The 25,691-nt window shown below is 55.2% G+C and carries 28 protein-coding genes; 20 read left to right on the top strand and 8 right to left on the bottom strand.

Going from position 1 to position 25,691, the window contains the following annotated elements; translation table 11 throughout:
* Positions 1–28 precede the first annotated feature (28 nt).
* From A3709_RS17625 to A3709_RS17635, 3 genes are all read left to right on the top strand, one after another.
* Complete coding sequence (locus tag A3709_RS17625) at positions 29–892, top strand: sugar phosphate isomerase/epimerase (RefSeq protein WP_066057585.1); 864 nt, start codon at positions 29–31, stop codon at positions 890–892.
* Between the two features lie 21 nt (positions 893–913).
* Complete coding sequence (locus A3709_RS17630; RefSeq protein ID WP_066057588.1) at positions 914–1,738, top strand: SDR family oxidoreductase; 825 nt, start codon at positions 914–916, stop codon at positions 1,736–1,738.
* 279 nt (positions 1,739–2,017) lie between these two features.
* Positions 2,018–4,084: a VCBS repeat-containing protein gene (locus A3709_RS17635; RefSeq protein ID WP_197484273.1), complete on the top strand. Its 2,067-nt coding sequence runs from the start codon at positions 2,018–2,020 to the stop codon at positions 4,082–4,084.
* Positions 4,085–4,575: 491 nt separating this feature from the next.
* On the opposite strand, the gene A3709_RS17645 is transcribed toward A3709_RS17635, so the two are convergent.
* A complete protein-coding gene (locus A3709_RS17645; RefSeq protein ID WP_066057600.1) occupies positions 4,576–4,932 on the bottom strand; it encodes a DUF3127 domain-containing protein in 357 nt (118 codons plus the stop codon).
* Between the two features lie 248 nt (positions 4,933–5,180).
* Here A3709_RS17645 and A3709_RS17650 point away from each other — a divergent pair, with 248 nt between their 5' ends.
* The 3 genes from A3709_RS17650 (at position 5,181) to A3709_RS17660 (ending at position 7,505) form a co-directional block, all read left to right on the top strand.
* Positions 5,181–5,912 carry a hypothetical protein gene (locus A3709_RS17650; protein WP_156507836.1) on the top strand — a complete coding sequence of 244 codons (732 nt, stop codon included), beginning with the start codon at positions 5,181–5,183 and terminating at the stop codon, positions 5,910–5,912.
* Positions 5,913–5,942: 30 nt separating this feature from the next.
* Positions 5,943–6,161 carry a hypothetical protein gene (locus A3709_RS17655; RefSeq protein WP_066057605.1) on the top strand — a complete coding sequence of 73 codons (219 nt, stop codon included), beginning with the start codon at positions 5,943–5,945 and terminating at the stop codon, positions 6,159–6,161.
* A 339-nt stretch (positions 6,162–6,500) separates the two neighbouring features.
* Complete coding sequence (locus A3709_RS17660) at positions 6,501–7,505, top strand: RimK family alpha-L-glutamate ligase (protein WP_231871230.1); 1,005 nt, start codon at positions 6,501–6,503, stop codon at positions 7,503–7,505.
* Here the strand turns inward: A3709_RS17660 and A3709_RS23430 are convergent.
* A complete protein-coding gene (locus tag A3709_RS23430) occupies positions 7,436–8,056 on the bottom strand; it encodes a VOC family protein (RefSeq protein ID WP_156507837.1) in 621 nt (206 codons plus the stop codon). The two genes, A3709_RS17660 and A3709_RS23430, sit on opposite strands and share 70 nt — an antisense overlap.
* Positions 8,057–8,216: 160 nt before the next feature.
* Here A3709_RS23430 and A3709_RS17665 point away from each other — a divergent pair, with 160 nt between their 5' ends.
* The gene (locus A3709_RS17665) at positions 8,217–8,633 is read left to right on the top strand and encodes a YidB family protein (RefSeq protein ID WP_066057608.1); all 417 of its coding nucleotides are present in this window, start codon (positions 8,217–8,219) and stop codon (positions 8,631–8,633) included.
* A gap of 175 nt (positions 8,634–8,808) precedes the next feature.
* A complete protein-coding gene (locus A3709_RS17670) occupies positions 8,809–9,582 on the top strand; it encodes a hypothetical protein (protein ID WP_066057611.1) in 774 nt (257 codons plus the stop codon).
* Here A3709_RS17670 and A3709_RS17675 read toward each other — a convergent pair.
* Complete coding sequence (locus A3709_RS17675; protein WP_066057614.1) at positions 9,571–10,323, bottom strand: 2OG-Fe(II) oxygenase; 753 nt, start codon at positions 10,321–10,323, stop codon at positions 9,571–9,573. The genes A3709_RS17670 and A3709_RS17675 overlap by 12 nt on opposite strands.
* A 316-nt stretch (positions 10,324–10,639) precedes the next feature.
* Here A3709_RS17675 and A3709_RS17680 point away from each other — a divergent pair, with 316 nt between their 5' ends.
* From A3709_RS17680 to A3709_RS17690, 3 genes are all read left to right on the top strand, one after another.
* Complete coding sequence (locus tag A3709_RS17680; protein WP_066057617.1) at positions 10,640–11,824, top strand: hydroxymethylglutaryl-CoA reductase; 1,185 nt, start codon at positions 10,640–10,642, stop codon at positions 11,822–11,824.
* 12 nt (positions 11,825–11,836) lie between these two features.
* Positions 11,837–12,952, top strand: coding sequence for an acyl-CoA dehydrogenase family protein (locus A3709_RS17685; RefSeq protein ID WP_066058522.1), 1,116 nt, complete (start codon positions 11,837–11,839; stop codon positions 12,950–12,952).
* 11 nt (positions 12,953–12,963) lie between these two features.
* Positions 12,964–14,166, top strand: a complete 1,203-nt coding sequence (locus A3709_RS17690; protein ID WP_156507838.1) for an acyl-CoA dehydrogenase family protein — start codon at positions 12,964–12,966, stop codon at positions 14,164–14,166.
* 17 nt (positions 14,167–14,183) lie between these two features.
* Here the strand turns inward: A3709_RS17690 and A3709_RS17695 are convergent, their stop codons facing one another.
* The 5 genes from A3709_RS17695 to flgA form a co-directional block, all read right to left on the bottom strand.
* Positions 14,184–15,485 carry a PAS domain-containing protein gene (locus A3709_RS17695; RefSeq protein WP_066057621.1) on the bottom strand — a complete coding sequence of 434 codons (1,302 nt, stop codon included), beginning with the start codon at positions 15,483–15,485 and terminating at the stop codon, positions 14,184–14,186.
* A 197-nt stretch (positions 15,486–15,682) separates the two neighbouring features.
* The gene (locus tag A3709_RS17700; protein WP_066057624.1) at positions 15,683–16,870 is read right to left on the bottom strand and encodes an EAL and HDOD domain-containing protein; all 1,188 of its coding nucleotides are present in this window, start codon (positions 16,868–16,870) and stop codon (positions 15,683–15,685) included.
* Complete coding sequence (gene flgN / locus A3709_RS17705) at positions 16,863–17,324, bottom strand: flagellar export chaperone FlgN (protein WP_066057627.1); 462 nt, start codon at positions 17,322–17,324, stop codon at positions 16,863–16,865. Before flgN ends, A3709_RS17700 begins: the two co-directional genes overlap by 8 nt.
* Before the next feature lie 3 nt (positions 17,325–17,327).
* Positions 17,328–17,600 (bottom strand): flagellar biosynthesis anti-sigma factor FlgM, encoded by a 273-nt coding sequence (gene flgM, locus A3709_RS17710; protein WP_066057630.1) that lies wholly within the window; start codon positions 17,598–17,600, stop codon positions 17,328–17,330.
* Positions 17,601–17,702: 102 nt separating this feature from the next.
* Positions 17,703–18,440: a flagellar basal body P-ring formation chaperone FlgA gene (gene flgA, locus A3709_RS17715; protein ID WP_082850189.1), complete on the bottom strand. Its 738-nt coding sequence runs from the start codon at positions 18,438–18,440 to the stop codon at positions 17,703–17,705.
* 159 nt (positions 18,441–18,599) lie between these two features.
* Between flgA and flgB the strand changes: the two genes are divergently transcribed.
* From flgB to flgJ, 9 genes are read left to right on the top strand one after another with little or no spacing between them, the layout of a single operon-like run.
* Complete coding sequence (flgB, locus tag A3709_RS17720; protein WP_066057636.1) at positions 18,600–19,022, top strand: flagellar basal body rod protein FlgB; 423 nt, start codon at positions 18,600–18,602, stop codon at positions 19,020–19,022.
* A 32-nt stretch (positions 19,023–19,054) separates the two neighbouring features.
* Positions 19,055–19,447 carry a flagellar basal body rod protein FlgC gene (flgC, locus tag A3709_RS17725; RefSeq protein ID WP_066057638.1) on the top strand — a complete coding sequence of 131 codons (393 nt, stop codon included), beginning with the start codon at positions 19,055–19,057 and terminating at the stop codon, positions 19,445–19,447.
* Positions 19,447–20,130 (top strand): flagellar hook assembly protein FlgD, encoded by a 684-nt coding sequence (locus A3709_RS17730; protein WP_066057641.1) that lies wholly within the window; start codon positions 19,447–19,449, stop codon positions 20,128–20,130. Before flgC ends, A3709_RS17730 begins: the two co-directional genes overlap by 1 nt.
* A gap of 42 nt (positions 20,131–20,172) precedes the next feature.
* Positions 20,173–21,354 carry a flagellar hook protein FlgE gene (flgE, locus tag A3709_RS17735; protein ID WP_066057644.1) on the top strand — a complete coding sequence of 394 codons (1,182 nt, stop codon included), beginning with the start codon at positions 20,173–20,175 and terminating at the stop codon, positions 21,352–21,354.
* Between the two features lie 6 nt (positions 21,355–21,360).
* A complete protein-coding gene (locus tag A3709_RS17740) occupies positions 21,361–22,101 on the top strand; it encodes a flagellar basal body rod protein FlgF (protein ID WP_066057647.1) in 741 nt (246 codons plus the stop codon).
* A gap of 20 nt (positions 22,102–22,121) precedes the next feature.
* Positions 22,122–22,904, top strand: a complete 783-nt coding sequence (gene flgG / locus A3709_RS17745; RefSeq protein ID WP_066057650.1) for a flagellar basal-body rod protein FlgG — start codon at positions 22,122–22,124, stop codon at positions 22,902–22,904.
* Positions 22,905–22,920: 16 nt separating this feature from the next.
* On the top strand, positions 22,921–23,589 hold the full coding sequence (locus A3709_RS17750) for a flagellar basal body L-ring protein FlgH (protein ID WP_197484274.1): 669 nt from the start codon (positions 22,921–22,923) through the stop codon (positions 23,587–23,589).
* Between the two features lie 33 nt (positions 23,590–23,622).
* Positions 23,623–24,747 (top strand): flagellar basal body P-ring protein FlgI, encoded by a 1,125-nt coding sequence (locus tag A3709_RS17755; protein WP_066057653.1) that lies wholly within the window; start codon positions 23,623–23,625, stop codon positions 24,745–24,747.
* Positions 24,747–25,679: a flagellar assembly peptidoglycan hydrolase FlgJ gene (gene flgJ, locus A3709_RS17760; RefSeq protein ID WP_066057656.1), complete on the top strand. Its 933-nt coding sequence runs from the start codon at positions 24,747–24,749 to the stop codon at positions 25,677–25,679. The genes A3709_RS17755 and flgJ overlap by 1 nt, the downstream gene beginning before the upstream one ends.
* The last annotated feature ends 12 nt before the right edge of the window (positions 25,680–25,691 follow it).

Here is a 25,691-nt window from a genome sequence, read left to right on the forward strand (position 1 = left end):
CAGCGGCTGCAAGAGATGGAGATCGTGAATGAGAAAAATAACAGGCGCACTCGCGCTGTGTTTGGGTATGCTCTGGCATATGACGGCCGCGGCCCAGGCTCCGATGAATCCTAAAGTAGGCGTGCAACTCTGGTCGGTGCGCGATGCGCTGCAGGCGGATTTTGCCGGGACATTGGCTGCCCTGGCGGACATGGGGTTTGACGGGGTTGAGTTCTACGGAAACGAATATGGCCCCTATGGCGGCAAGCCGCTTGCACTCAAAGCGTATTTGGAAAGTATTGGCCTGGTATCTGCCGGGGCACATGTGTCAGCAGCAGCGCTCGAGCCCGATCAGTTGGCCCAGACCCTCGCGTTCCATCAACAACTGGGTTCGCCGGCACTGGTGGTGGGCATGGATAAGCGGGCCTGGAACAAGAAGGGGGTTTACGAACTCAGTCGATTACTCAATGCAGCATCGCAGGGCAGTCGTGATAGTGGTATTCACATTGGCTACCACAACCACGATAAGGAGTTTCGCAGCTTTAAAGACAGTACGTTCTGGGATGTGCTGGCGGAAAATACCCTCGATGAAGTTGTGCTGCAGCTCGATGTGGGTTGGGCCAACTATGCTGATGTTGATGCCGTCGCCTATGTGCGGAAGTATCCTGGCCGCACCTTCAGCACACACTACAAGGTGCACAAACCGCTGTTTAGCCTGAATAAACGACCCTTCGTGGGGGAGGGCGATACAGATTGGCCAGCGCTGCTCGAAGCTAACCTCACGGAGGGCGGCACGGCCTGGTTGCTAGTGGAACAAGAGGCCTATCCCGATAACATTACGTCGCTGGAGGCGGTGGCAACGTCATTGCAGGGCTTACAAGCGCTTTTGGCGGCACACGAGAATACAGAATAGTAACGTAAGGGGAGTGATGCGATGCAAGGCAAACGAGTACTGATAACAGGTGGCAACAGTGGTATTGGGCTGATCGCTGCGCGTAAGCTGGCCGCAGCGGGCGCCGAGGTGATACTGGCCTGCAGGGACAGTGATAAAACCCGGCAGGCGCTGGAAGTAATCGGTGCCGGGGCGGAAATCGCGCCGGTGAATCTGGCGGTAGACCTCGCCAGTCTCGCCAGCGTGCGCGAACTCGCGGCGACGTTTCTGGCCCGCTACGATCGCCTGGATGTCCTGATTAATAACGCAGGAATCATGCCCGCGGAGCAGGTAATCACCGAAGATGGTTTTGAAATGCAGATGGCGGTGAACCATCTTAGCCATTTTCTGCTGACCCACCTGTTATTGGATTGTCTCAAAGTCAGTGCACCGGCGCGCATTGTGAATGTGTCTTCGATGATGCACAAGAAGGGTGAGATGGATCTGGCGACTTTTACCGGCTTCCACAAGTACAAAATGCAGGCCGCGTACAGCCAGTCGAAATTGGCTAATATGATGTTCACGGTTGAACTGGCAGAGCGGTTAAATGGCTCGGGAGTGACTGTTAACGCGTTGCACCCGGGTGCGGTGGCCACGGACATCGTGCGCAGCTTCCCCTGGCTGGTGCGTAAGATCGTGGGGCTGTTGTTTATCTCGCCAGAGAAAGGAGCTAAAACCACCATGATGCTGGCTAGTGATCCGGAACTGGAAGCCGTCAGTGGCAAGTACTATGACCAGTGCAAGCTCGCCGGCTATTCGCCGGTGGCTGATGACAACCTGCAGCGTGACGCATTCTGGGCGGCATCCACCAAGGCAGTCGGTCTCTGATAAAGGGGTCTGACCCCTTAGGCGTGGCACGATATAGTAAACCGTTATCCAGGGCGCGACTTGCTTACAAAGCATCCCCGGTCCGCTATGATAAACTGTTTTGGGGGTCGCGATTGACACTCTCTCCGCAAGCAGAGTTTCAGCAAAACAACCTACGCCAAGCGCGACTTCCCCTCCCCGGAGACAAATGTTAGGGGGCGTTCGCCCGATCTAGGAAACTTAACACGGAAAGGCAAACCAAAACCGTAAGGGAGTTAGCAGTAAAAAATGTATTCAAGGATGATAGTTTTAGGTCTTAGCCTGTCTGTTTTTACGGGATGCAAGATCAAGATGGAGGCGCCGGAAGGAGGCGGAGTTACAACTGCATCAGGAGACTACTACTGCGAAGCTGGCAAAACCTGCGAGGTCGACATTCCTGACGGAGAGGCTTGGGCGGGCACCTTTATTGCCCAGCCGCAACCTGGTTACGTCTTCGATAGCTGGCAATCAGGAGGAGCTTGTGGCGGACAATCTGAGCCGTGCTCCATCAGTTTGCTCGGTGAACATACAGCGTATGACATCGAGGCCCGCCTTATTCCGATGTTCAGAAAAGCCGCGGGTGGCAAACATGCGGTCACACTGAATCCGCTGCCAACAAGTGTTTTGATTGACGATGGGCTCTTCGATATCAGAGAGATTGACCATATCGCCGTCGAGGATAACTACTCCACAATCAAGTATTTTGGTCTGGGCGACACTGACGCCGATGGCAATCCAGAGGTTTTTGTCAGCGGCTGGACAGACGGCGGCTCATACATAGACACCAACGGAGAAGAGCGTCCCGCCAATGCCAGGCTGCAGGTTTTTGAAGCGGGTCCCGATGCAACAGAATTGCTGGATGCAAACGAACTACTGGGCCGATCCACCACTGACGGAACCGCTTTCATAAGGGTTCACGATTTTGATCGCAATGGGCACGACGACCTGCTGATTATCGGCCACAATGAATCGCCATTCGTTCCGACCGAGAATATATTATTCCTGAATGACGGTAACCAGCTTACACCACGTTCTATCGAGCCTGCCATGGCTATGCACGAGGGAAGCCTCGCTGACATCAATGGCGATGGCTATACCGACATCATCGGATCAGCCTATATGTCTAGCTACGACTGGTCCGACGATCCGGCTGCGCCCTTTTCTTATGGCGATGCGGTCATGATCCTGATCAATGATCAGAATGGAGGCTTCAAAGCGTGGCCACTCAGATTCAACGTCTCAATCGAGGGCAGCGCAGACTTCCAAAAAATCGGTGGACAATGGATACACACGGGTTCGGCCGTAGCCGCGGCTAACCTCGATGACGACCCGGAGGCAGAACTGGTCATTGTCGATGCATACGACGGAAGCAATGGTGATGTCTCTACAAGCAGCTACGGTAGCAGCTCAATCATCATAGACAATATTCGTTTTGATAGCAGCCGCGCTTACGGAGACATCAAGCCACTTCCGATACCGTATTTTCACAAACAAGACAGGTTTAAGGACAGTCAATCAAAGTTTCTGTCCTCTGAATTTGGCACCGGGCGCGCGCACGATATACAGGTCGATCTGTTCGATATGGACAACGATGGCGATCAGGACATACTCGTTAGCTCGATGCTTTGGAACGATGACTACAAGGAATCTGCCGGCGTACTTCAGTTCCTGCAAAACAAGGGAAATGGCAGGTTTAGCGATATCACCGATAAAGCGCTCTACAACTACAACCTCGGCAACCAGGGTGGGCACGACAACCTGCTTATGGACGTGAATGGCGATGGTTTCATTGACATTCTGGCGGTTGACGCATCAACGAGGGTAGCCGAGCCACACGAGTGGACAGGCTGGATCGGCGAGATCTACCGCGTCCCAGATCAAGCCTGGGCAAATGAGGTGCTTATAAACACCGGCAACGGAAAGTTTGTATCGACCCTCTGGGAGGGCTTCGCCGAACTGGACCAGCGCACGGAGTCAATCCTGAAATCCTATGGGCCAACCTATGAACCCTACTTTCTGGGCGGCCAAAAATACTTCCCCTATTTGCTGGCTGACGGCCGACTCGGCTTCATCACTTATGGGGTGGCCAATGAGCGCGAGTTTTATTTCGATGTCAGGGCGAACAGTCGGCTACATACCGGGCCAAATGCCACTGACCCATCGCGGCACGGCGCGGCGGGCTATAACGAGTACTACTATCTCACAGAGAATCCCGATGTCGTAGCTCTGGTGAAGAAGGGCGAATTCGAGAATGGCCTTGAGCACTACCTTGAAATCGGCAAAGCTGAGGGCCGTCGAGCGTTCGCTGAGGGCGCTGTAGTTCGATAAACAAAAGTCCCACAAACACCGGTTCGGTAAACACACCACAGCGCCAATCTGGTGCCAAGGGTCCTCCAATAGGAGGTCCGCGTGTTATAAGAAAAAGGCTCCGTTGAAGGGAAATAGCCCTCGGCAATTTCCCATAACAGCTTGCGCTCCTCCATCTCTTCCCAGAATTGAAGATGTCGAATTTCTCGCAAGAAATAGGTAATAGAGTTGGTAGCAAGGCCATGCCTCAAGTTTTCAGTGGTATAGAGGGTCGGGAAGAAATCGAGGGCATGGTCGTCCAGGCGAATGACCAGAAACCGCTCAACCTCGTCGACTATGAGGGTATCTATCTGGCGAATGTGCCGACCGTTTTGGTAAACATAAAATTACGCTTAACGGACGACACTCCACGAAACCGCAGTGGTTTATAGTTTTTCGCTCAAATCTTAATAAAAGTCGTTTTCTGGCAGGGACTTATGCGATTTGGTGTACAGAAGGTAGAAACCACCTCGTCAAAACGGGATGTCGTCGTCAAAGCTGCCGCCCTGAGATGCAGGGGGCGCGGTATCCGGGTAGTCGTTGGTGATGGGGGCGCTGTCGCTTGCCGCGGCAGAAATTTTCCAGCCCTGCAGGTTGTTGAAATAACGGCCGTTGTATTCGCGGCCGCGAATATCGAAAGTGACTGTCACTTCCTGACCGGGCTGCAGACTTTCCAGTAGCGTCACCTTGTCCTGCACAAACTCGAGGTTGATATCTTGGGGGTATCGGCCGTCGTCGACGGTCACCACCATCTCCTGCTTGCGAAAGCCGCTTTCGAAGGTCTTGAGATCCTGGATGAGTTTGATTTTGCCGGTAAGTTCGTAAGACACCCTGATAAACCCGCGTTATTTATGCCAGCACTTATCATAGCTTTTTTCTGCGGTGCGTTGGTGTTTTTCTCGTGTTCGGTTGGTGCTGTAAGCTGAGCGATTGCTGTTTTTTTGATCAGGCATCGCCCCAAGTGGTAACTGGTGATTTTTACTCTGGCCTAAGGGCACGGCCGCAGTTAGCATGTCTGTAAAGCGGCATCCAGAGTGGATGATGTCGCTGTGAAACGTAAGGCACTAGGGCATCGGGCATGAAGACCAGTAGTACGGTCAGGTTGATATTTGGAGTAGTTGCAGCATTGTTTCTGGCCGGCTGCAAGATCGAAATCTATGTGCCTGATGGTGGCGCTGTGGTCACGACATCCGGTGATGTCCGCTGCGAAGCGGGCCAAATCTGTCGGCTGAACGTCAACGACTTGTTCTTCGACCAGGTATTTACTGCGGTGCCCGCCGAGGGCTTTACCTTTGTGGGCTGGCGAACTCGTGACCGCGGCCTTTGCGGTGGCAGTGTGGAAGCCTGCCATCTCACCACCGCGGGTATGGAAGGCAATGCCAGCCTGATGGCAGTGCTGGAGTCAGATGAGGTGTTCTATCTGGAGCCAGTCTTTGAGGCCACGGCGCCGTTTCTGCTGCTCTATGGGGGTGACGAACAACAGTTTTATCTGGGATGTCTCAATTGTCCGGGAACCTTTCTTGATTCAGTGTGCAATGCGAACGGCAACCATGGTGCTGCTTTTGCCCCTTACAGTATCTGGAACGCTGCCGGTGATTTCGGGTCCCTCGTCACCAATTACAGTCCGTGGAATGTATTCGCCACCGCCGCTCCGGTGATTCGTGACACCGACGGACAACTCTACGGTTATCTCACCGCCAATGTCGCTCAGCCCGGCAGAACTCTGGTGCCGCTGTTGGTGCAGCTCACCAACTACGCTGCCGATCCGCAGTACTCGTTGCCCGCGGTAAGGGATTGGTTCTGTAACTAATGCACCTGGGCGCCCGCCGCGGAGCCTGCCTTGATCGCCAGGCTCGGTGGCGTTGTGCACGGCCTCGCCAGCAATCTCATGAATGAGATTGATGATCTTGGCGACAGATTCCTTGAGTCCCGAGTGGTCGTAGACCAGAACATTAAAGCGATGTGCCCGTGTGACCATGCGGCTCATCAGCACCAGTTCACCCTCCGTGAGCACCTTGCCCTGGTCCATTTCATCCTTGACCTTGCGCAGGAAGGGTAAGTGATAGCGAACAAAGCGCTCAATAACGACCTGCTCGACGCCATCGTGGTCCAGTTCTTCGTCGCGATGTAACTCGGGAAACTCATATTCTTCTTCAGCGCTGTCTTCGTCGTCTTCTGCCACGGTTTATCGCCCTGTGCAATGGGATGCCTGCATCAACCACAGATCAGACAGCGGCCGCTTGCATGGCTGTTGTGCCCCGTATGGCGCGCCTTGGCGGTGATAGCGCAGAGCTGGAAAATTGATCAATTTTTGGCTAAAGTGCGCCACCTTGGGCCTCCCTGCGTATACCTGCACAACCACAGGCCCGCTTCTCCCCTGAACTGAGACAAAACTGGTATGAATTCGGCACTTCCAGCGCAACCGCTGCGCGCGGCTATGAACGCCTCTACTCCGAAAGTATATGTGCTGCACGAGCACGACGAATGGACCTCGCACCTGCAGGTCAGGCTCGAGGAATTGGGTGTGCCCTATGAAATGTGGCACCTCGATCAGGGGCTTCTGGATTTGTCAAAAGCGCCACCTGAGGGCGTGTTTTACAGTCGAATCAGTGCGTCTTCGCATACGCGCGATCACCGCTACGCGCCGGAATTCACCGAAAGTGTATTGGCGTGGCTTGAGCGCCATGGACGGGTAGTGATTAACGGCAGCCGCGCTCTGCGCCTGGAAGTGAGCAAGGTTAACCAGTACATGGCGTTGAATGAGGCGGGCATTGCCACGCCGAGAACACTGGCCGCTGTTGGCAGGGATAACGTGGTTGAAGCGGCCCGACAACTGGGTATGGATAGCTTTATCACCAAGCACAATCGCGCTGGCAAGGGGCAGGGGGTACAACTGTTTCACTCCATCGCGGCCCTGGAAGATTATCTCTATAGTCCCGCGTACGATGCCCCGGTGGACGGTACCACGCTAATCCAGCAGTACATCAAGGCCCCCACCCCGCACATTATTCGCCACGAATTTATCGGCGGGAAATTTTTGTACGCAGTGAAAATTGATACCTCAGAGGGGTTTGAACTCTGCCCGGCGGACGCCTGCAGCATCGACACCATGTTTTGTCCGGTGGAGGGGCAGCCCGAGGAGCCCAAGGCCAAGTTTGAAATTCTCACTGACTACCACCCTGAATTTATCGACCAATACGAAGCGTTCCTGCAGGCCAACAATATTCAGGTGGCAGGGATTGAAGCGATTGAGGATGACGCTGGTCAGATCTACGCCTATGACGTAAACACCAATACCAACTACAACTCCGATGCGGAGGCTGTGGCCGAGCGCTACGCCATGTTGCAACTCGCGCAATACCTGGCTGCGGAGCTGGAGGCGTTGGCGCCCGTTAAGGCCTGAGCCTTATCGGCCCAGTGCCAAACGGGTGTGACGCGATTATAGAATTCGTCCGCCCAGCGAGATGCTGGTATGGATACCGCTGCCATAGCCGCGGCCTCTCCAGGAGCTATAGCCGCTGGAGATACCGACGCTGCCGTGGCGATGTCGCCGCGATCACCGAGTGAAGTCGGGGGTGTATAAACCGTACCGCCGCTGTTGGCCACAGCATCAGTCGCCGCGGCAATATCGTAAACCGATAGCAGCGAAACCCACTGGGAGATGTCAGCGGAGGTGGCCAGCTGTGTCTGGTCTATCATGCCGCCGATGGGACGGCCCTGGTTGTAAATCATTCGATAATTGATGTTGGCGTCGGGCAAGGAGCGAAATTCCCAGCCCAGTAAAGTCGCGTAAAAACGTTCTGTCTCTGCCGGCGTGTCGGTCACTAGTTCATGCCACACGATTTTTCCCGCGAGTCGATCACTGCCGCTACTAATAGCGGGTACATTGACATCGCTCACGCTGTAGGCTGCCACGGTTAGCAAGGCTGTTAGCACGCATAGTAATCCGTTCATTGATGCTGTTCCCCCCGGATTGTTGTGTGACCCTCACTATAGGATAGGAAGTGATGGCTCGCGAAATGGGCGGTGGGCTGACGGTTGCATTTTTGATTCGCGGGCTCGGGGAATTCGTCTATGCTTGAGTGACACTTACCGGTGCAACGGGGAGGAAGTGATGGATATTGTGCAAATGGGTGCCCAGTTATTGTCACAAAAACTGGGACTGCAAATTGATGAGGCGACCATTCGGAGTGCGCTAAGCACGCTTTTGGGCGATGGTCAGGGCAATGTTGACCTGGCAGGCCTCGCCAGCAAGATGGCGAGCAGTGGTGAACTGGGCAACATCGTTAACTCTTGGTTGGGTGACGGTGCAAATTCCCCCATCAGCGCAGAGAGTTTGACTGGGTTAATGGGCGAGGGCCCGATGGCCGATTTCGCCGGCAGTATCGGTACAGACACCGGCACTGCTGCAAACGGGCTGGCTGAGGTATTGCCTCAGCTGATGGATCAGTCGAGCAGCGGTGGGGCTCTACTGGAATCTGTAGGTGGCCTGGGTGGGCTGATGGGCGCGGCCAAGTCCTTGCTTAGCTAATTGGCCGCGAGGTTCAGCCCGGCCATCTCCGCAGGCGATGTTGCCGCGTCCTCATTCCGGGGGAGTTTTCACAGCCGCGCATTGAATCGCAAAATTTGTGCTTTATCTATGCACATGTAGCCGCTATGCTTGATTGTAAATGAATATTATTCGCAATTAAGTATTGGGGGTTTGAATGTTGGCGCTGACCAGGACCTGGAAACTGTTGAGTGTTGGCATGTTGGTGGCGCTCTTGGCCACTCGTGTAAGTGCGAGCGGCGCCGTTGGTGATCACGTTAATGCACTGTCTGAACACGTTGATGAGTACACGGAAGAAGTGGTGTGGCTCATCGGCAAAATCGACGGCATTATCTCTACCTACGAGACCAAAGGGAGCGTTGCCGCCGGTACCGATGCCATTGTCGATCACTGGGAAGCCGTGGATTTTCATTCAGCAATAGAAACGCACTATATCCCGCTCTACGCTAGTATCTGGCAAGGGCTATTCGCCGTTAAGACGGCGATAGATGAAGGCAAGCCTGAGGCCGATGTGCGGGCGACGCAGGCGTCACTTGAGAGTGTACTCTGGCAGTCACTGGGCGCGGTAAAGGTCGCAGCGCAATATCAGGAACGCGGCCTGCTGCCTGAATACACAGCGACCTCGGCGGACTCACCCACTGAAACGATTGACGTTATCAAGCAGCGCCTGGATCGGGTCCTCGCGAAGTACGCGGAACAATTGCCTGAGCAGGCCCGGAATATTGCCACGGCAGCTTATGCCGAACAGTTCGAGAGCATTGAAGATGAGATCGAGAAGCGCGATGCCGAACTAACGGAAGACCTTGAGGTCGACTTCAATGTGCGCCTGCCCGAGGCAATCGACGCTGGCGTGTCAGTGGATGCATTGCGCGACTTGGTGCTCGCCATGCAGGCAAAACTGAATCAGGCGAAGACCCTCTTAAGCGAATAGTATTTCCGTACGAACGATGTACTTCACGCCACTGCGGATCTTTTCGCCGGCGTGAACGCAATGCTGGGAGTGAGTGCCGTGGGGAAAGCACAGCACGGCGCCCTTGGGAGTATGAACGCTGACCACATTGATATCTTCATTGTGGGTGGCTGGTTGGCTCGCATCAGATTTGCTCACCAAAAACTGTGTCTTTCCCCCTTCATAATCATCGCTGAGAAAGATGAGGTAGGTGAACTGGCTGTACTGGCCGGGATAGGCATCGGCGATGAGTTTGCCGTCAATGACGCGGCTACCAGGCCATGCGCCATCGGTGTGAGGGCTGAAGAAGTCACCTGGCCCGTAGCGGTAAAATCGAAAGCGCGCGTTGAGCCCGGTTGGGTGCTGGCCGCCAACGCTCTCGCTGATCAGCGCCTGGGAGCGCTCCCACAGCGTGCCGTCGATGTGCTCGCTGACGACCCAGTTCATGTTCTCGTTGTGCCGCACATCGTGGGACAGTGATACCGGCGAATCTTCGTGAAATCCCAGCGACTCGGCGATGGAAACAATATTGTCGGCCTCTTGCTCGCTGAGAACATTGAGCAGCTGGAATGCGCCGGGCACCTCGGGAATGTCTACGCGGGTAATGCTCTCGTTTCGCGCGTCTTCGTAGGGGTTCACCGCGCCTGGCCTGTCAGTCCAGGTGGGCATGGGCGTGGGGCTAAAGCCTGTCTCCCACGCGATTACGTATAGGTCGTCCTGCATTCATATTTCCTATGGCAGCGATTCGCCGCTTGCGCGGCCGAAGTAGTTTAGCCCAACTGTGACCTGAAGCACTGCGATGTAATGCGCATCTGATTGCCGAGCAGACGCTGACAACGGTCAGCAAACGCGTGGCAATCTACCTTATGCTGCCGGGATGGCAAGTAGCGCTGTCGCCTGCCTCGCCCCGAGCAGCCGGCAACCTCTTAGTCGCGTGAAGGGCAGGCGCTTCTTCATGTACGTAGCCGTTATATTGACACTGTCAATATAATGGCGTATCTTACGATTAAATGTTGACGTCGTCTATATGGAGTAAGCGATGAGCACAAAAATCCCCCGCAGTAAGGGAAACGACTACACACCGGAGATGATTGCCGAGCGCCAGGCATTTCTGGAAGACAGGGCCGGCACAACGCTGCATCACACCAAGGGTTTTACCTTCGACCCCGAGAGCATGGCCGGCAACTGTGAACAACTGTTCGGCGTGGCTCAGGTGCCCATTGGTGTGGCGGGCCCGCTGGTGGTTAATGGTGAGCACGCCCAGGGTGATTTTTACGTCCCAATGGCAACGATCGAAGGTACGTTGGTTGCAAGTTATAACCGCGGTATGCGAGTCATCCGCGAGAGCGGCGGTGTGATCACCACCGTTATGGGCGAGGCGATGCAGCGTGCACCGGTATTCATGTTCAAGAATGCGCGCGATGCCCGCGACTTTGGTAACTGGGTTCGCGACAATTTTGCGGCGATCAAGGCCCAGGCGGAATCCACCACCTCAGTGGGTAAGCTGCTGGAGATCGAGCAGTACCCGGTACACAACATGGTCTACACGCGCTTTGACTACAGCACTGGCGACGCAGCGGGCCAAAATATGACTGGCGGTGCCACATTCGTTGCCTGTGAGTGGATTCGGGCCAACTACCCCAAGCTGCGCACCTACGGTTTGTCCGGCGGTATGGACACCGAAAAGAAGACATCGTTTGTAAACTCCCTGAAAGGGCGGGGTCGGAAGGTGACGGCGGAAATTACCATCCCTCGCCAAGTGTTGTCGGATGTGCTGCGGACGACGCCCGAGCACTTGCGCAATAGTACCGGTGTGAATACGCTGGCTGCTTTTCTTACTGGCGCATCCAATAACGCGGCACACCCGGCCAATGGCCTGGCGGCCCTGTTTATGGCGACGGGCCAGGACATGGCTACCATTGGTGAGGCGAACCAGTGCTCCGTGTACAGCTATGTGAACACCGCGGGCGATCTCTATTATTCCGTGACACTGCCGGCATTGATTATGGCGACTTACGGTGGCGGTACCGGCCTTGCCACACAGCGCGAGTGCCTGGAGCTAATGGGCTGTTATGGCAAGGGTAAAGCTTACAAACTGCTTGAAATCGCAGCCGGGTTGGTTGTGGCGGGCGAGTTGTCACTCGTCTCCGCCACCAAGACCGACAAGGAAACAGGGACCAATGAATGGGTGGATGCCCACGAGAAACTCGGCCGTAACCGATAAGTGAGATCAATGATGAGCGAGCCACAGCAAGCCCCGATGTTTGACCTGACCCTGAGTGAAGAGCAGCTCATGTTCAGGGATACCCTGCAGCGACTGGCGGACAACGATATGCGCGCTTTGGCAAAGTCCGCGGATGTTTCAGGCGAGTTGCCAGTCGGTTTCTATGCCCAGGCGGCAGAACTGGGGCTGACCATGTTGCCCATCCCAGAGGCACTCGGCGGNTCGGGTATGGGCCGCAGCCCGGTGTCCAATGCACTGATTATGGAAGACCTTGCCCGGGGCGATATGTCACTGGCGCTTGGCGCTGTGATGCCTCAGGCTTTCGTTAATACACTGCTGGACCAGGGCAGTGATGCGCAGCGCGAACAGTATCTGCCGAAGTTCTGTGAGGGTATATTTGTGCCGGCGACCACGGCATTAATGGAACCCAGGGCGACTTTTGATCCAGAGCACCTGGCCTGTACTGCCCGTCGAACCGAGAGCGGCTATGTACTCAACGGTAAGAAATGCATGGTGCCGCTGGGCCTTGACGCCGAATTGTTGCTGGTGATCGCCAGCGTGGAGGGTGAGGGCGCGGCCGCGTTTATCGTAGAAGGCACGCCTGAGGGCATGACGCGTGCAGCGGAAACTCATATGGGCCTGCGGTCTCTGCAACTGGCCTCTCTGAATTTCACCGATGTGACATTGCCTGCGGAGGCGATTCTCGGTGCCGGCGAGTTCGACCTGCAGCGGTTTGTCGACTTGTCGCGGATAGGCATTTGCGCGCTCGCAGTGGGCGTTGGACAGAGCGTACTAGACTACACCAAGGTCTACGTTAATGAACGAGAGGCCTTTGGCGAGCCTATTAGCAACCGCCAATCAGTGGCTTTTAAGGTCGCTGATATGGCGATCGAGTTGGAAGCCATGCGCCTGATGACCTGGCGTGCCGCATCGCTGGCAGAGCAGGGCAAGGCGTTTCACGAGCAGGCCTATCTCGCCAAAGTTGCCTGTGGTCGATATGCCATGCAGATAGGCACCGACGGCGTACAGTTGCTGGGCGGTCACGGTTACTGTCGTGAGCACCCGGTGGAAATGTGGTATCGCAATATGCGATCAATCGCCTTGCTTGACGGCGTAGCGAGTGTATAGGAGAAAGAGCCATGATCCAGCTTGAGTTGTCTGAACAGCATCAGAAGCTTTATGAAAATGTGCGCTTGCTGGCGGAGCACATGATGCGCCCTTACTCGCGCAAATATGACCGAGAAGAGCACACCTACCCGCAAGAAATGGATGAAGTGGTAAAGCTGCTTGAGGCAGGCAGGTCCGGCGGTTCCGGNGACGCCCGCCAGGAACGCCCCGCTGGTGAAACCGTTAACGGTGGCAACATGGGTGCTGTCATTGGTTTGCAGGGGCTTGCCTGGGGCGATCTTGGTCTATTCCTCGGCATGCGCACCAATGGGCTGGGTAACGCCGCCATTAACGCAGTAGGTACGGCCGAGCAGCGCGAGAAATACGGCAAAAGTTATGCCGCCATGTGTATTACCGAGCCTTCCACGGGCTCTGATTCGGCCAACATATCAACCACTGCGGTGCGCGATGGTGATGAGTGGGTGCTCAATGGCGAGAAGATTTACGTCACCGGTGGCGAGTTCAGTGACACCCTGGTGGTGTGGGCAACCCTCGACAAGTCTCTGGGTAAGGCCGCCATAAAATCCTTTATTGTAGAGAAGGGGACTCCCGGCTGCGAAGTAACGCGCCTGGAGCATAAGATGGGGATCCGGGCTTCGGATACGGCGGCTATTAGTTTCGTCGATTGTCGTATTCCTATGGAGAACCTGCTGGGTAGCGCCGAGATTGCCGCAGATGCGGCCGGCCGCAAGAAAGCGTTCGGCGGTGTTATGCAGACGTTTGATAACACCCGCCCGCCGGTAGCGGCCATGGCGCTGGGCATAGGCCGCGCCGCCCTTGATCTGGCGCGTGAACTGTTGGCCGAAGAAGGGGTGGAGCTGGACTACCGGGAAAAACCGGATAATGTCAGTGCCATCAAGGCAGAGCTTTATAAGATGGAAGCCGAGTGGGAAGGCGCTCGTCTGCTAACCCTCAAAGCGGCCTGGATGGCTGACAACAGCCAGCCGAACTCGGTGGAAGCCTCTATGTGCAAGGCCAAAGCGGGGCGTATGGGTAATGAGGTTGCCCTGCGTTGTGTGGAGCTTTGTCAATGCCTTGGCTACAGCGAGCAACACCTGCTGGAGAAGTTTGCCCGTGACTCCAAGATCGTTGATATTTTCGAGGGCACGCAGCAGATTCAGCAACTGATTGTGGCCCGGGGGGTGCTGGGTAAATCGTCTAGTGAACTCAAGTAATCGCAGCGAAGCGTAGGCTATTCGTGCCTGGTCAGGGTCAGGTCGCTTCGTCTGGAGTGCCCTTGATCCGCCCAGTCTGTCACGTCAAGATGACAGATCACCGCCGCGCCATCTAAGGCGTGTGTAGCATTGACGCTCATATGAAAGGTTAGATCGCCCTCGCTTGTTGTGCATGTGTACATGTGGGAGAATCGACTGCGCTGTCCGCTGATTACATCACGAATGGCGTCGCCGATTAATTTCGCCTCATCGGGCTCTGCATTGTCACAGACCTCGAGATAGTTAACGCCCTCCGCGACGCCCATCGACATGGGAGCACCATTGCGTCTCGCGAAACTGTCCCAGGCGGCATTCGTGAAAATAATATTTCCACTGCGATCAATCAGAGCAATATTCCCGGGCAGTTTGTTGATGACCGCTGCCAGTAATCGATGGCGTCTCATGATACTTATGTCTTGTAGACCGATAATGACGCCAAAGCGGGACTCCTTAGGTTGCCGATAGGGTGTTATCTGGCAGATCAGGTACCGACCCCGTATGCATTTGATCCTGCGTTCCAACGCCACACCGTGAGTTATGACTTCGCCGATGTCCTGCTGCAGACCGGGGTAACTGAGTAAGTTTTCCACCGCTAGGAAATTATCACCTATGTGGTCTTGGTCCAGCAGAAAATACTCTGTGGCGGTGCCGTTGTAATCGAGCAGGCGCATGTTCTGATCGAGCAGGATCTTCGCGTCGTTTCCAGTCAGCATCAGGCCACGCCATATGGGCGTGAGCGTTTGCTCTTGATGGGATTCGGGCTGTTGAGGGCCTACGTCGAACGTTGGACTCCGTTCCAACTCCTCCTCAAGCATGGCACGGCACAATCTCAAGGCATCATAGTGTTGGGAGGTCAGTGCGGTAATGGGGGCGCGGCTGGCAATGTTCAGTACACCAATGTTGTGACCGTCCGGCGCCTTGATCGCTTGTCCTATATAGGAGCGAATCTTCATTGGACCGGTGACTGAGGTGTTGGTGTGAAAACGTGGGTCTTCCAGGGTGTCTGGCACAATGAGCGGCTCTTCGCTGAGAAGTGCGTGGGCGGCAAAGGCAAAGTCCCGGGCGCGTTCACTCCCTTGGTCAACGAAACCTACACTGGCTTTGAACCAGACCCGATCTCGATCGACAAGCGCAAAGGAGGAAACCGAAGCGTCAAAAACGATGCCCGCAAGGCGAACTATACGTTCGTAGCGTTCTTCGTTCTGGGTGTCCAGAATGTGCAGCTTATCCAGCGACGCTAGTCTGGCATCCTCGTTGATCGGGCGAGCGGGAATCTTCATGGGCGGCTTCGTAGATCACAGTTGGTGTAACAAATGGGTGGATACACGCTCGGACATTGTAAATACGTGCCGGGAGTGGCCAATCCTTGTTCACTAATTATCAAGATAACGATAGCTGACTATCATCGATATGCAATGTCAGTTCTACGGTGCGTTCTGTTACCAGGTGCCATGGGCTGCGGGCTCAGTGACTTAGCTCAGTGACTTAGGGACCGCTGTATCTGGGTGGCCCAGGCATTGCAGTGGCGATAGCAGGGCTCGTAGTGCGCCTTGGGAATCAGGTAGGTGAGTTGCTCGAATTCACCGGCTTCGTAATGCGCTACTTCACCGATGACCTGCCCCATTGGCCCGCGCTTATCAAGCAACGCATCGCGGATCTCCTGATTGAGCGGTAGTTGGTCGACGAGCTCGTCCATGGGGATTTCTGCGATGAGATCAAGATTTGATAGCAAGCCGGTGAGGAAATAGGTCAGCGGTTGGTCCCTGTCCGCCATCTCTGCGAGCATCTCGCACATCCTAGCGCGGATCAATGATGCGCGGAAGAGTTCCGTGGGTTGCCCAGGCGCGGTTTCCAGCAGAAATAGGCTTACCCAGCGCTGCAGCTGCTGAACGCCCAGAAGGTTTACCGCGTGGGCGAGTGAATCCACTTCGCGACTCAGGCTCAGAGCCGCTGAATTGACCATTCTGAGAATCTTGAAGGTGAGGCCTGGATCGTTGAGGACGATGGTTTCAATGTCGCTGGCATTGGTGGAATCGTCGCGTAGCGCGCTGAGTAACTGCAGAAGCGTCATCCTGTTGTTACTGAGTTGACCACCGCTGGCGCAGCCGGGTTTATCGAGAAGAATTCCGGAGAAGAAGCAGTAGCCGAGTTCCTGGAGGGCCAGGAATTCCTCATGGCCGGGTACGTTGTCTACAGCGAGTTCAAGGTCGTACTGTTGTGCCACCTGGGCGATTTTTTGGGCGCCCTTCATGCCCTGTGCACCGTACTGTAGTTTGATGATGTGGGCTTGCTGCAGCCAGGAAACCGGGGGTGGTGGATGTGCATCAGAGACTTCTAGGGCAAGGCGGTAACCCGCGTCTGCGAGACGTTGAAATACGTCCTGGATATCGCTGTCCTGGGCTTGCAGGGGGCTCAGAACAGGCACGAACAACTCTGTCGAGAGCCCCGGGGGCAGCGTGCTGGCAAGTTGTGCCGGCAGAAAGATCGGCGCTGAACGTTGCGCAGGTCCTTCGATGAGATCGCTGTATTCTTCGTTGATCAGTTCGATGGCGGCGAGCCTGGAGTGCCGGTCCTGGTTGGCTTCGAGCAGTGGTTCGATGGCAGTCAGTTCTAGATTGCTCGCATAGATGGCGCGCATGGCCAGTAGTGGTGCAGAGTCAGGCATGGGAGGATATATGCGATTCATAGGGTGCCGTGGTGCCTTCAGGACCGTATATCCAATTATGATTGGCGTCGCGAATGAACTCCAGAATGCGCTCATTGCTCAACATCCGCTCATGGATCATCAGGCCATTACCCTTGTTTAACTGGCTGACAACGACAGCCTTGTCGTGTAGGTCGTTGAGCAGTTGAACTTTCATCAGGCTCTCGTTATCGGGGGTCGCATCATTCATCGATGCCAAGTCAACTTCTTCCTGAATCGTAGCCAATTGCTCTTCTATCTGAACCAGTGAATGAAAATAGGTCTGTTTGCGCTCTGCGATCCTAAGAAGTTGCTCGCCGTCAGGGTTGATCCTGCACAACTCAGAACGCTCTTGGGTAAGAATATCTTCCAGAGCAGTTAACTCGTTACATTTGGCACTAAGCGCCTGTAAGGCACTGTCAGATTGCGAATCCATTGCTTACTTTCCTTTGAAGTTGTTGATCAAGCCCTCAGCTATCCTTTCCGGATTAATTTGCAAACGTCCTTCGACAATAGCCTGACGTACCTCGTTAACTCTCAGACTGCTGACGTCGAAGCTGGAGTCGCTGAGTTTCTGCTGCAGTTCGCTGGATAGCTTGGCACTGGTCGAGCCGGTACCGGGAGTACCGCTGCTTACCTCGCGAGCCGGTCCTGCCTTACCTTGATTGTTTAGGGGTAAGGGCACCGGTGGGCTGGTGTTGTTAATCTTCATTGTCGCGGCCTCTACATTTAAAGGGTTCTAAAGTGACTATCGGCGAGACTGGGAAAGACTTTAGTCTATTGCGTTTGGCGCTCTAGTGGGACTGGTTGCTAACTAGAAACTGACTTTTACCACGCCCTCGGGGCTCAGTCGTCCGGCGAGTAATTTGCTGCCTTCGGTGCGCACATTCACCAGGTCGCCGGCGTGACCTTCTTGTAAGGCTTCGCCCCGACCACTGATTCTGAAACCGCTGCCAATGATCTCGTAGAACACTGGCTGGCCACGCCTGACCAGTAGAGCCTGCTGTAGATAGGCGCGCTTGATAATCCCGCCACGCTCTATATTGCGCGCTGCCATTTTACCAATGGCATCAGATGGTTCTGAAAATGTAGATTCGATCATGGATGTCAGCTCGCCCTTGCGGACTTCTAGCATCGCGGGTGTCACCAGCGTGCCCTGCTTGATCGACGTCGTAGCCACCAGATACGCGCCCTGAACATTGATTTGGGCGGGAAGAAAGACCGTTCGCTCTTGAGCGCCCTGGCATTGCAGGCCCACGAAAAGCCGGCCATTAGCATTGAATTTTTTGCTCTGCAGAAAGGCAACCGGGTTGGCGCAGTCACTAAGATCGTGGCGACTGGGAAGCAGTGTGGCAGAGACAGTGGTGCCGACATGGGCTAATTCCGTCTCAATGTGCTCTCTAGCAATGGTGCGTGGATCGTTCGCCGGGATGTCCGTTGCGCTCGCAGCCAGCGCGGCTGTCATGTTCATCGCCAGGTAGCAGGAGAGCGCCACTACACAGGCGATTGCCGAGGAGGCTCTGCCTTTATATATACAAACGGTTGCGCTCATGGCTGACTACCGGGGCGGTTGATTATGCTTTGCAGTGTAAGCGCATTAAGTACAGGGAAAGGCTGAGATAGCGACATAAAAATGCCGTTTATCCACGCATTGTTATCGGCAGATTCGGCCTAAGCTTGAGTCGTAGTGATGAGTGGTGGGAGAACGGCAATGTACGACAAGCTCAATGCAATGTTTCAGTTTCATGAGCAGAATCTGGGTTTGCGGCACTACCGGCAAACCCTTTTGGCAAACAATATTGCCAATGCAGACACGCCAAATTACAAGGCGACGGATATCCGTTTCTCCGACGCTTTGTCCAAAGCAACCGACAACTCACTTGTTCCCAGACAATTCGCGCACCCGGTGCGACAAGTAAAAGGACATATAGCACTCGAAACTCCTGTCCAATCCTCGTTCGGAAATAGCGACCTGCTCTATCGTATTCCGAGCCAGGCCTCGATCGATGGCAACAGTGTGGATATTGATCAAGAGAGAGCGGAGTTTCTCGATAACTCGGTTCGTTATCAGGCAGCGTTGACGCTGGCCAACAGCTATCTGAAAGGGCTGAGAACAGCCATGCAGTCGGAATAGCGTAATAAGGCAACGGTAGAGAGGTGAGTACGATGTTCTCCATATTTAATATTTCCAGTTCTGCCCTGGCAGCACAATCTCAGCGCCTGAATGTGGCCGCTAGCAATATGGCCAATTCCGGTAGCGTTGCCGGCCCCGGTCGAGAGCCTTATCGGGCTAGGCATCTCATCTTCGAAAGTCAGGCTGGCGGCATGGGAGGGGTGCAAACGGTAGGAATTGTGCACAGCAACAAACCGTTTGCCTCAGAGTATCGTCCCGATCACCCGCTAGCCGATGCTGAAGGCAATATCCGCAAGCCGAATGTGGAGCCGGTCCATGAAATGGTCGACATGATGGCCGCATCCAGATCGTATCAGGCGAGTGTCGAAGTCATGAATACCACCAAGCAGCTGATGCTCAAGACACTCACTCTGGGAGAGAACTAATGCCTATAGCCAGTGTGTATGACAGCAGCGTTCTTGCCAGGGTTAACCAGACTGATCAGCAGCCCACCCGTGGTGAGTCAGATGCAATAGGAGCGAACTTCATGACATTGCTGGTGGCCCAGCTGCAGAACCAGGACCCTCTCAAACCTCTGGAGAATACCGAGCTAACATCTCAACTGGCGCAAATTAATACAGTAAGCGGCATTGAAGACTTGAACCGTACCTTGCAGGACATCGACAGCCAGATCAATGCCGGTCAGCAACTGCAGGCGTCTATGTTGATTGGTCGCGGTGTCATGGTGCCTGGTAACACGGTACTGGTGGGGGATCAGGGCGTGACCACGCCGTTTGGTATCGAGCTGACAGAGGCGGCGGAGTCGGTGACAGTCGAGATTGTCAGCGAGGCTGGCGAGGTGGTTCGCAGTCTGGAGCTGGGTCCCATAGAGGCAGGCTTACGGACCTTAAACTGGGACGGCCAGCTGACGAGTGGAGCCCCGGCACCGCAGGGCGCCTATGAACTTCGCGTCACGGCACGCGGCACCGGCACCCGAACGTTACCTACTGAATTAACGGCTTTTGCACTGGTTAACGGTGTATCAATCGACCCCTCAGGCGAGCCCTTGCTCGATCTTGGTGGGCTTATGGAGCCGGTGTTGTTGAGTGAAGTGAGGCAGATTCTTTGATCGAGTAACAGCTGGCGAGCAGGCCAGCGGGAGAACAATAGTATGGGATTTTCACAAGCGTTAAGCGGTTTGAATGCCGCTGCCACCAACCTGGATGTGATTGGTAACAATGTTGCCAACTCCCAGACAGTGGGGTTCAAGGCCGGTCGGACGCTGTTTGCTGATGTCTACGCCGGAGCTCAGGCAGGGCTGGGTGTCAAAGTAGCTGCGGTGCAGCAAACATTTACTTCGGGTACGCTGGAGAGCACCGGGCGCAATCTCGATGTAGCGATCAGCGGGTCCGGCTTTCTCCGGTTCGACCAGAATGGCCAGACGGTGTATTCGCGCAACGGTCAGCTCAACATGGATGCCAATGGCTACATCGTCAATGCCCAGGGTGCGAGGCTCACTGGCTTCCCTGACGGCAAAGTTGGTGGCGACCCGGAAGCTATCTTCATACCCACTGGCGGGCTGGAGGCCTCTGCAACCACATCCGTGAGCGCCACGCTTAACCTAGATGCGGCGACGCTAGAAATCGATCGTCTTGGAGTGCCGTTTGACGCGACTGACGACAGCACTTATTCCTACACGAGTAACGTGACTATTTATGACTCTCAGGGCAACGATTACGCCGCGACGCTGTATTACACCAAAACGGGCGACAACACCTGGGAGGTTCGCGTTGGCAGGGATGGAGAGATTGCCACTGCCGCGGGCACGCTTAATTTCGATGCCAACGGCTTGCTCAGCAGTACTGCCGGTCTTGACAGTTTTGAGTTCTCTCCCGGTGGTGGTGTTACTGATCTTGATATGGCTCTGCAGTTGGACGGTACCACGCAATTCGGCAATGACTTTGAACTTACTGCATTGAGCCAGGACGGATACACCTCGGGCAGTTTGGTCGGTATTGCGATCGACGAGTTGGGTAATGTTGTGGGTAATTACTCCAACGGCCAGACCCGGGTGATATCCACTTTGGTCATTGCCAACTTCGCCAATGCAGAGGGCTTGGAGCCTGTGGGTGACAATGCCTGGGCTGAAACGACCTCCTCTGGCCAGCCGATTATTGGCGCTCCCGGAGTGGGGCTGGCCGGCACTGTGGCTTCGGGCGTGGTGGAAAACTCGAATGTCGATCTGACCCGGGAGCTGGTTAATCTGATTATTGCGCAGCGTAATTACCAGGCAAATACCCAGACGATTAAGGTTCAGGATGAAGTTCTCCAAAGTGTGGTTAACCTGAGGTAATAAACCGTGGATAGAGTGGTATATACCGCGATGAGTGGTGCGCAACAGTCGTTGAATGCGCAGGCAGTCATCAGCAACAACCTGGCTAACGTAGCGACAACAGGGTTTAGAGAGCAACTGCTCGCGTTCCGTTCAGTGCCGGTAAACGACAACTCTACCCTGGGTAGCCGCGTTTCGGTGATCGCCCAGACGCCGGGCTCCGAGTTTGGACCCGGCCCTGTGCAGTACACTGGTCGTACCCTGGATATTGCCTTGAAAGACGATGCATGGCTGGCGGTGCGTGGCGCTGACGGCACAGAAGCCTATACACGTCGCGGTGACTTGCAGGTTGATGGCAATGGGCAGTTAACCGCAGGAGGCTTTGTGGTGCTTGGCGATGGCGGTCCGGTGCAGTTACCGCTCGGGGCTGATTTATTCATTGGTGAGGACGGCACCTTCAGCACGCTCGGCAGCGGTGAAGATCCGGATGCAGTGACCCAGGCAGGTCGACTCAAGCTGGTGGATGCATCCACGGCTGTTTTGGTCCGTCAGGCAGACGGCCTGTTCAGGCCCAAGACAGGAAGAATGTTACCCGCCAGCGAGGAGGCCAGAATCGCCACTCAGTCGCTGGAGGGTAGCAATGTAAGTGCCGTTAAAAGCATGGTGGAGATGATGAGCTATGCACGGCTGTTCGAAATGCAGATGCAGGTGATACAGAACGTTGAAAAGAATGATCAGCGTGCCGCCAACCTGCTGTCGCTGCGCTAACACAGTAAACAGGTATTAGCATGATCAACTCATTGTGGACATCGAGAACAGGCCTGGAAGCACAGCAGGTACAGATGGACGTCATTGCCAACAATTTGGCGAACGTATCGACCAACGGTTTTAAGCGATCGCGAGCCGTCTTCGAGGACCTTCTGTATCAGACGGTGCGCCAACCTGGCGCAGACGCAACCAGTCAGGACACTATTCCCTCGGGCCTGCAGTTGGGTACCGGGGTAAGGCCGGTGGCTACCGAACGGCTACACACCCAGGGAAGTCTGCAGGAAACTGGCAACTCCCGCGACCTGGCGATTAACGGCAAAGGCTTTTTTCAGGTGCTGATGGCCGATGGCAACACCGCGTTTACGCGCGACGGTAGCTTCCAGGTCGATGAGAACGGTCAGTTGGTAACAGCGTCCGGCTACCCGATTGAACCTGCCATTCTTATTCCGGAGAACGCGCTATCGCTGTCTATCAGTCAGGACGGCATCGTGTCTGTGGTCACGCCGGGGAATGTGAACAGTAACCAGGTGGGACAATTGTCGATAGCCACCTTTGTCAACCCAGCTGGTTTGCAGGCCATCGGCGAAAACCTCTTCGTAGAGACGACCGCATCCGGGACGCCAACAGAAAGTAACCCCGGCCTCGATGGCGCAGGTCGTATTTATCAGGGCTTTGTAGAGACCTCTAACGTGAATGTTGTGGAGGAGATGGTGAGTATGATCCAGACTCAGCGAGCATATGAAATTAACAGTAAAGCTGTACAGACCAGTGACGAAATGCTGGCTAGGCTCACCCAGCTCTAAAGCGATGAGATAACAAATGATGAATAGGCACAGTAATACATTGTTGATCGTGTCACTGCTCGTGTCTAGTTGCGCGCAAGTGCCCGGTAGCCCGCAGCCGGATAACTTTCCCAAGGCTGAAATACAGCAGCCGGAGGCCCCGGTTGCCGATGGATCTATTTATCATGATCGGGGTGTCTACATGCCCTTGTTTGAGGATCGCCGTCCGCGTCGCCCGGGCGACATCATCACGATTGTTCTTAATGAACGGGTGAGTGCAAGCAAGAACTCTTCCGCTCAGGCGAGTCGCGAGGGGACTGGTGCACTGGTAACCACCGCGACACCGGAGGGTCTTGAGGAGTTGAATCGCTGGGGCTTTGATATCTCCGGGAGTAGTGAGTTTGCCGGTAGTGGTGGCGCCCAGGCCAGCAACCGGTTAACTGGGACGATAACCGTGACCGTTGCCGATGTCCTGATCAACGGCAACCTACATGTCGTCGGCGAAAAAAGAATACTGATCAACCAGGGTGCAGAGTTTTTGCGTTTTTCGGGTGTGGTCAACCCCCTTTCAGTGGACGAGGATAATTCAGTGAGGTCGTCGGAAGTGGCTGATGCCCAAATCGAATACACCGGCAAGGGATATATTTCAGAGGCACAGCGTATGGGCTGGTTGCAGCGGCTGTTCAATAGCGTTTCACCTTATTAATTCGTCGCTCGCTGAGAGCTGGAGTCGTGCACGATGTATGTTAGTGGCAATGTTTCGATACTGGCGCGCTTGCTGCTGTGTCTGCTGCTGCTTGTGCATGCCGGTGCCGGTCGTGCAGAGCGTATTGGTGAGCTTGCGGATTTCGTTGGCGTACGCAGCAATGCATTGATCGGCTATGGCCTGGTGGTTGGGCTGGACGGGACAGGCGACCGAACCATGCAGGCCCCCTTTACGGGTCAAGCATTGGCAAACATGTTGTCTCAGTTAGGTATCTCCATTCCGCAGGGCGCCAATATGCAGCTCCGCAATATCGCCGCTGTTGTTGTCACTGCTGAGCTCCCGCCCTTTGCGCGTTCTGGTCAGACCATCGATCTCAATGTTTCGTCGATTGGCAATGCCCAAAGCCTGCGCGGTGGTTCGCTATTGATGACGCCGCTTAAGGGTGTTGATGGTCTGGTGTATGCCATCGGTCAGGGCAATATACATGTCGGTGGTGTTGGAGTAGAGGCCGGAGGCAGCGGCGTTCAGATTAACCAGCTGGCCGGTGGCAGAGTTCCGGATGGCGGTATGGTGGAACGTACGGTGCCTCTGGATATCGTGGCTTCCGATGGCAGTCTGACCCTGCAGTTGAAGCGCCCCGATTTCGACAATGCCCGCCTGGCTGCAAAAAGAATCAATGAGGTTTTCGACCAGCAGGTCGCCCGCCCCGTCGATGGCAGTGCTATCCGTCTGTCTGCACCGGAGCAGCCCGGGCAGTTGGTGAACTTCATGGCGACCATCGAAAATATCGAGGTGGATCCGCGCATTGATGACAGCCTGGTAATTGTCAATTCGCGCACGGGTTCTGTCGTGATGAACAGTCGGGTCACGCTGCGACCGGCAGCGGTCGCCCATGGCAATCTCTCGATTACGATCGATACACGTTATGGTGTTAGCCAGCCTGGTCCTTTTGCAGATGTCGGTCGCACTGTTGTTACACCCGATACAGAGATTGTCATTGACCAGGGTGAGGGCGCCCTGCATATGATGGAAGGCGCTGCATTGGCAGATGTTGTGAGCGCCTTGAATATCATGGGCGCTTCTCCAGTGGACCTCATGTCGATATTGGAAGCGCTTAAAGCCGCCGGCTCACTGCGCGCCTCGTTGAAGGTGATCTAATGTCATTGCCTGATGTGACCAGTCAGCACGCCCTCGATATTGCCCGCCTAGGCCAGCTCAGCAGGGACGCGAAAAATGGTAACTATGAACGCTCGCTGCGGGAAACTGCCAAGCAGTTCGAAGCGATTTTCCTCGGTAAGATGCTATCGACAATGCGCGATGCGTATCTCAAGTCTGATCTCGGCCGTAGCAATCACTTGTCGTTCTACGAATCGATGATGGATAAACAATGGGCACAGCATCTCTCTGAGCGCGGGATTGGTCTGGCCGACATGTTGGTTGAGCAGCTTACCTACGCCGGATCGACGGTACCCGCGGCCCGAGAAACTCTGGCTAAAATGCCGTCGCCGCGTGCAGCTTGGCCAGTTCGTTCTATGGGCATGCCTGCCTCAATCCCCAGGCCTGTCGAACCAATAAGCCCGCTGCCGATGGATGCTGTGCCAGGCGCAGAGGACGATGGCGAGAGTCCGGATGCCTTCGTGGATCGCATTACGCCCTACGCGCGGTCGGCGGCACGGAAAAGTGGTATTCCCAGTGAGCTGATAGTTGCTCAAGCCATTCTCGAAACGGGCTGGGGGCGTCGCAGAATAGAGCGTTTGGACGGTAGTGACGGGCACAATATTTTTGGCATTAAAGCCGATCCGCAGTGGCGCGGAGAGCGTGTTACTGTCGAGACGCACGAGTATATCGGTGGGCGTCGTGCCGAGGTGAATGCTCGCTTCAGGGTCTACCAGTCTTTGCAGGCAGCGTTTCAGGACTACGCACGGATAATGGGCGAAAGCGACCGCTACGAGAGAGTCAGGGCCGCTGAATCGCTGGACGAGGCCGTCCAAGCGCTGTCAGAAGCCGGCTATGCCACTGATCCTGCTTACGCCGACAAACTGCGTGCATTAATCGATCAGGGCCTGCGGCCGCGTTCGTCGAGATCCTAGGGAGTGAGAAAA

This window comes from Halioglobus sp. HI00S01 (assembly GCF_001635445.1).
In the GTDB taxonomy this organism is placed as follows: Bacteria; Pseudomonadota; Gammaproteobacteria; order Pseudomonadales; family Halieaceae; genus Halioglobus; species Halioglobus japonicus.

Excerpts from the sequence above, each read along its gene's own strand:
- A3709_RS17625 (WP_066057585.1), top strand. The coding sequence starts at position 29 with ATGAGAAAAATAACAGGCGCACTCGCGCTGTGTTTGGGTATGCTCTGG.
- A3709_RS17630 (WP_066057588.1), top strand. The coding sequence starts at position 914 with ATGCAAGGCAAACGAGTACTGATAACAGGTGGCAACAGTGGTATTGGG.
- A3709_RS17635 (WP_197484273.1), top strand. The coding sequence starts at position 2,018 with ATGATAGTTTTAGGTCTTAGCCTGTCTGTTTTTACGGGATGCAAGATC.
- A3709_RS17650 (WP_156507836.1), top strand. The coding sequence starts at position 5,181 with ATGAAGACCAGTAGTACGGTCAGGTTGATATTTGGAGTAGTTGCAGCA.
- A3709_RS17660 (WP_231871230.1), top strand. The coding sequence starts at position 6,501 with ATGAATTCGGCACTTCCAGCGCAACCGCTGCGCGCGGCTATGAACGCC.
- A3709_RS23430 (WP_156507837.1), bottom strand. The coding sequence starts at position 8,056 with ATGAACGGATTACTATGCGTGCTAACAGCCTTGCTAACCGTGGCAGCC.
- A3709_RS17665 (WP_066057608.1), top strand. The coding sequence starts at position 8,217 with ATGGATATTGTGCAAATGGGTGCCCAGTTATTGTCACAAAAACTGGGA.
- A3709_RS17670 (WP_066057611.1), top strand. The coding sequence starts at position 8,809 with ATGTTGGCGCTGACCAGGACCTGGAAACTGTTGAGTGTTGGCATGTTG.
- A3709_RS17675 (WP_066057614.1), bottom strand. The coding sequence starts at position 10,323 with ATGCAGGACGACCTATACGTAATCGCGTGGGAGACAGGCTTTAGCCCC.
- A3709_RS17680 (WP_066057617.1), top strand. The coding sequence starts at position 10,640 with ATGAGCACAAAAATCCCCCGCAGTAAGGGAAACGACTACACACCGGAG.
- A3709_RS17695 (WP_066057621.1), bottom strand. The coding sequence starts at position 15,485 with ATGAAGATTCCCGCTCGCCCGATCAACGAGGATGCCAGACTAGCGTCG.
- A3709_RS17700 (WP_066057624.1), bottom strand. The coding sequence starts at position 16,870 with ATGCCTGACTCTGCACCACTACTGGCCATGCGCGCCATCTATGCGAGC.
- flgN (WP_066057627.1), bottom strand. The coding sequence starts at position 17,324 with ATGGATTCGCAATCTGACAGTGCCTTACAGGCGCTTAGTGCCAAATGT.
- flgM (WP_066057630.1), bottom strand. The coding sequence starts at position 17,600 with ATGAAGATTAACAACACCAGCCCACCGGTGCCCTTACCCCTAAACAAT.
- flgA (WP_082850189.1), bottom strand. The coding sequence starts at position 18,440 with ATGAGCGCAACCGTTTGTATATATAAAGGCAGAGCCTCCTCGGCAATC.
- flgB (WP_066057636.1), top strand. The coding sequence starts at position 18,600 with ATGTACGACAAGCTCAATGCAATGTTTCAGTTTCATGAGCAGAATCTG.
- flgC (WP_066057638.1), top strand. The coding sequence starts at position 19,055 with ATGTTCTCCATATTTAATATTTCCAGTTCTGCCCTGGCAGCACAATCT.
- A3709_RS17730 (WP_066057641.1), top strand. The coding sequence starts at position 19,447 with ATGCCTATAGCCAGTGTGTATGACAGCAGCGTTCTTGCCAGGGTTAAC.
- flgE (WP_066057644.1), top strand. The coding sequence starts at position 20,173 with ATGGGATTTTCACAAGCGTTAAGCGGTTTGAATGCCGCTGCCACCAAC.
- flgG (WP_066057650.1), top strand. The coding sequence starts at position 22,122 with ATGATCAACTCATTGTGGACATCGAGAACAGGCCTGGAAGCACAGCAG.
- A3709_RS17750 (WP_197484274.1), top strand. The coding sequence starts at position 22,921 with ATGATGAATAGGCACAGTAATACATTGTTGATCGTGTCACTGCTCGTG.
- A3709_RS17755 (WP_066057653.1), top strand. The coding sequence starts at position 23,623 with ATGTATGTTAGTGGCAATGTTTCGATACTGGCGCGCTTGCTGCTGTGT.
- flgJ (WP_066057656.1), top strand. The coding sequence starts at position 24,747 with ATGTCATTGCCTGATGTGACCAGTCAGCACGCCCTCGATATTGCCCGC.